This window comes from Wolbachia endosymbiont of Drosophila baimaii (assembly GCF_028982185.1).
GTDB lineage: Bacteria > Pseudomonadota > Alphaproteobacteria > Rickettsiales > Anaplasmataceae > Wolbachia > Wolbachia pipientis.
The window spans coordinates 1-4,121 of the sequence record NZ_JAPQLE010000035.1 but is presented as its reverse complement, the minus strand read 5'-3'; the positions used below and the strand labels follow the sequence as shown (position 1 = coordinate 4,121).

The 4,121-nt window shown below is 34.7% G+C and carries 3 protein-coding genes and 2 pseudogenes; 3 read left to right on the top strand and 2 right to left on the bottom strand.

Annotated features, from left to right (window positions below; translation table 11 throughout):
- Window positions 1-86: 86 nt before the first annotated feature.
- Window positions 87-527: pseudogene (locus OZD66_RS01180) on the top strand (tetratricopeptide repeat protein); the annotation flags it as partial.
- Between the two features lie 28 nt (window positions 528-555).
- Here OZD66_RS01180 and OZD66_RS01175 read toward each other — a convergent pair.
- Both OZD66_RS01175 and fabG read right to left on the bottom strand, forming a co-directional pair.
- The gene (locus OZD66_RS01175) at window positions 556-891 is read right to left on the bottom strand and encodes a TrbC/VirB2 family protein (protein WP_182366904.1); all 336 of its coding nucleotides are present in this window, start codon (window positions 889-891) and stop codon (window positions 556-558) included.
- Window positions 892-1,009: 118 nt separating this feature from the next.
- Window positions 1,010-1,744 carry a 3-oxoacyl-[acyl-carrier-protein] reductase gene (gene fabG / locus OZD66_RS01170; protein WP_182366906.1) on the bottom strand — a complete coding sequence of 245 codons (735 nt, stop codon included), beginning with the start codon at window positions 1,742-1,744 and terminating at the stop codon, window positions 1,010-1,012.
- A 266-nt stretch (window positions 1,745-2,010) separates the two neighbouring features.
- Between fabG and OZD66_RS01165 the strand changes: the two genes are divergently transcribed.
- On the top strand, window positions 2,011-3,531 hold the full coding sequence (locus OZD66_RS01165; protein ID WP_182366908.1) for an HlyD family type I secretion periplasmic adaptor subunit: 1,521 nt from the start codon (window positions 2,011-2,013) through the stop codon (window positions 3,529-3,531).
- A 142-nt stretch (window positions 3,532-3,673) separates the two neighbouring features.
- A pseudogene (locus OZD66_RS06060) lies at window positions 3,674-4,121 on the top strand (transposase); the annotation flags it as partial.

Sequence of the window (4,121 nt, the reverse complement as noted above, 5' to 3'; positions counted from 1 at the left end):
GTCATAACTATATGCTGCTGGCATGCTTACCATCACTACTATAAATCCATATCTTACCTTTTTTGGACTATTATGAGAAGTGCTATAATTCATTGATTCAAGAGTCACGCAATGACCCATACCTATATGAATTAAAAGCAGAAATGCTATACAAGGCCGGAAATTTAAGTGAAGCAATAAAAATGTATGAGGAATCGCTTAGGTATTTATCTGAGAAAAACAGTTATTTAGTGAAACTTGCATTATCTCATACTTTATTATTACACGGTGATACAAAAAAGGCGATTTTTTACCTGGAGCAGATTTTGAATATAGAACCAAATAACGCTTTTGTCTGGAAGTATTTAAGCATTGCATATAAATGTGAAGCTGATACGGCAATGCATTATTTTGCCTTGACAAAAAAGGCTTGTATTGAAGGTGATTTAAAGCAATTTACAAAATATGCTGAGCTAGCTGTTAAAACTTTACCAAAAGATAGCCCTTATTTGTTGCAAGTTGAAGATATGAAGCGATTTAATGGATAACAAAAAAGCATTTCTGTACTTTTATGGGTTATTTCTTTCCACACTTTTCCAACATAGCTTTTGCTTCATCGCTTACATTGGGCATAACTTTTATTATAATCGTCTTAGCGCCAAAAAATACAGCACAAAACACGCCTAGAGCAAAAAGAGCAGGCCAAGGCATTCTACCAAATATTGCCATCAAAGCTGCACCAATAAATATTACTGTCATAAGTGGTCCACCTAGACCCCAAATATACCCAATAATATTACATATTACTTGTGTTGTATCATCCATATCAGGACCAGTGATAGCTGCGTAACCTGAGAAAGAGAAAAGCAATACTACACACAAGACACCAAAAAATCCTATTATAGAGCTCATTTTTTTGCCTCTAAGTAATAAATTAACGTAAACCTAAACCTACACCTACACCTACACCTACACCTACACATTTTTTATTTTAAAGTAAAAATTATAATTTGTCCATACATAAGTGTTGCTACATCAATAACCCACCATTAATATTGAGCACATGCCCTGTTATATATTTTGCTTCATCACTTGCTAAAAACAAGACCCCTGCTGCTATTTCTTCCCCTGTTCCCATTCTTTTCATTGGAATATTATCTAATATTTTTCCCTTTTGTCCTTCATTTAAAACTTCAGTCATTTTAGTATCTATAAATCCAGGAGCAATACAATTTACTGTTATATTACGACTTGCAACTTCTTTTGCTATAGATTTGCTCATAGCTATTATTCCAGCTTTAGACGCCGCATAATTTGCTTGCCCGGCGTTTCCTGTCAGCCCTATTATTGAGGAAATATTTATAATTCTTCCCCAATTATTCTTAATTAGTTTTCTGCATGCTTCTCTACTCAGCTTAAATGTAGAGCTCAAGTTAATATCAATTACTTTTTGCCATGCTTCATCTGTCATTCTCAATAATAAACTGTCTCGCGTAATACCCGCATTGCATACGAGCCCGTCAAAGCCTTCCATCAGCTCACTTGCTCTATTTATTAGTTGATTTACTTCCTCAGCATTTGATAAATCACAAGGGAGTACATGCATGTTTTTTTCATATTGTTTAGCAACTTCTTCGAGCACTTCTTTTTTTGTGCCAGAAATACATAAAGTTGCTCCGGCTTTGTGCATAATTTTTACAATTGCTTGCCCTATTCCGCCTGATGCGCCAGTGATCAGGAACTTTCTGCTTTCCAATCCAAACATAATAACTTTATATTATCTTAATTCCTAACAGAATATTGACTAGTTGGCAATAGATTTCTTACATAATATAAGTAACTCAGATATTCACAAAATAAAGAAAAAGTTATAATAAAGTTAAACGTCAAAAAATTTTAAAAACATAGTTGATGCAGGAATTGTTACTAAATAGTTTATTCTGGTGCTCTACAGTCTAAATGGAATGCTTAAATTATAGATTCTTTGTTTTTGTGTGTTATCTTGAGTTAACACAAATTCACAGTAGTATTATGATAAGTAAGTTAAAAAAGCTTAGCGCTGGATTTTCTTTGACAGGCTTGATTGGCCATGGTGATAATATAAATATGCAAGGAGCAAAAAATAAAAAGAAGAAGTACCCAAAATTTTTGGATAAGACGTTTGCATTGATTGATGCAGTGATAAATTTTATTTTAAAACGCGAAAGTAATAACGTAAATGAAGTCCTGAAAGTAACATGGGGACCACTATTTTTTGGTCTGGTAGTAATACTCATCTTTTTTGGGATAGGTGGTATTTGGTCGGCTATAGCTCTAATTGACGGTGCGGTGCATGCAAGTGGAGAAGTTATTGTATCTTCAAATAGAAAAATAGTTCAACACTTGGGCGGAGGAATAATAAGCAAAATTTTAGTAAAAGAGGGTCAAGCAGTTAAAAAAGATGAGCCTCTAGTTTTGTTGAGTGATGTTAACGAGAAGGCGAATTTAAGTATCATCAAAGAGAAGCTCTTATCATTTTTAGCAACAGAAGCAAGGCTTCTTGCAATCAGAGTAGATTTGGACACGCTCGAGTTTCCTGATGAGGTTAAAAAATTATCTCACGATGAACTTGTAAATAAAGCGATAAAGAATCAAGTAAAGTTGTTCAACTCTCAGAGAAAGAGCATATTGGGAAAAACAGACATACTGCAACAACGTATAAAGCAGTTAAATGATGAATTAGCGGGGCTAAACTTTCAACTAAATGCAGCTCATAAGCAATATGACTTGATAACTGAGGAGTTGGAAACAAAAAGACAATTACTTGATAGTGGCCATATAAGCAAACCACACATTTTAGCTTTAGAAAAGCAGTTTGCTGAAATTGAAGGCAGAGTTGGACATTACCGTTCTGCAATATCTCAAGTGCAGCAAAAAATTGGAGAGAACGAATTAGAAATTATAAACGTGAGAAATGATTCTCAAGAAAGAGCAAACGCTGAACTTAAGGAAGTTAGTACGTCTATTGCAGACTTGAAAGAGAGACTGATGGTTGCTGAAGATTCATTAGCACGTACAATAATTAAATCGCCTCAAGATGGGATAGTCACAGATATAAGATACCATACTGAAGGTGGTGTTATACAATCTGGAGTTCCGATCATGAGCGTAGTGCCATCGGATGATGACCTAATAATAGATGCTAAAATTCAGACCAGAAACATAGAAGAGATACTGTCAGCACAAAAGAAAGATAGCAACATAGTCTCTATTGATGGGCTAGAAGGGCTAAAGGTTAAAGTTCGTTTAAGTGCTTACAGTGCACGTCGTTTAAGTTTAATTAATGGTATAGTAAGCAATATTTCTCCCGATGCCCTTGATGATCCAAGGCTAGGGCGTTATTATTCAGTACGTGTAGTGATACCAAAACCAGAGCTTGCTCAGTTTAAAAACGTATACCTATACCCTGGTATGCCAGCAGAAGTGTACATAGTTACTCAATCTCGTACTCTTTTATCATTCTTGTTTACGCCTATAATTGCAACAGTCGATAGGTCTTTTATAGAAAGGTAGCTCACTCGTTAAAGTAGTAGTGAAAGTGCCGTAATAAAATTTAGGTACATAATTAGACAATAGGCTTCTTGACCTTACCCAGAAAAAGTGGAGAGAAAGAAAGGAGTTTTTTCGGGTAAAATAAAATTTTGGAGGATTAGAAATGGCAAGAGAATATACGGCAGAATTCAAATTGGAAGCTGTTAAGCTGGCAAATGAACAAAGAAAGGTAGGTCAACCAGTTGAAAAAGTAGCAAGAGATCTAGGAATAAGGGATAGTGTATTAGGAAAATGGATGAAGAAATATAACGAAAAAAAGTCAGCGGCAAATGCATTTCCAGATGTAGCACCTTATGACAAAGAGAGATTTGATTTACAGAAAGAGTTAGCAAAAGTAACAAGAGAAAGAGACATTTTAAAAAAAGCCCTGGCCAGTCAAAAAGAGTAAAATATTTTTTCATAAAAGAGCATAGTAAACACTATAAAGTGCAGGAATTATGTAGGGTTTTCTGCTAGTGGCTACTATAAGTGGACTACAAGGAAAATAAGCAGTAGAGAATCAGCAAATAAAGAGTTATTAGCAGATATTCAAAAAATATATCAAGCTTCTA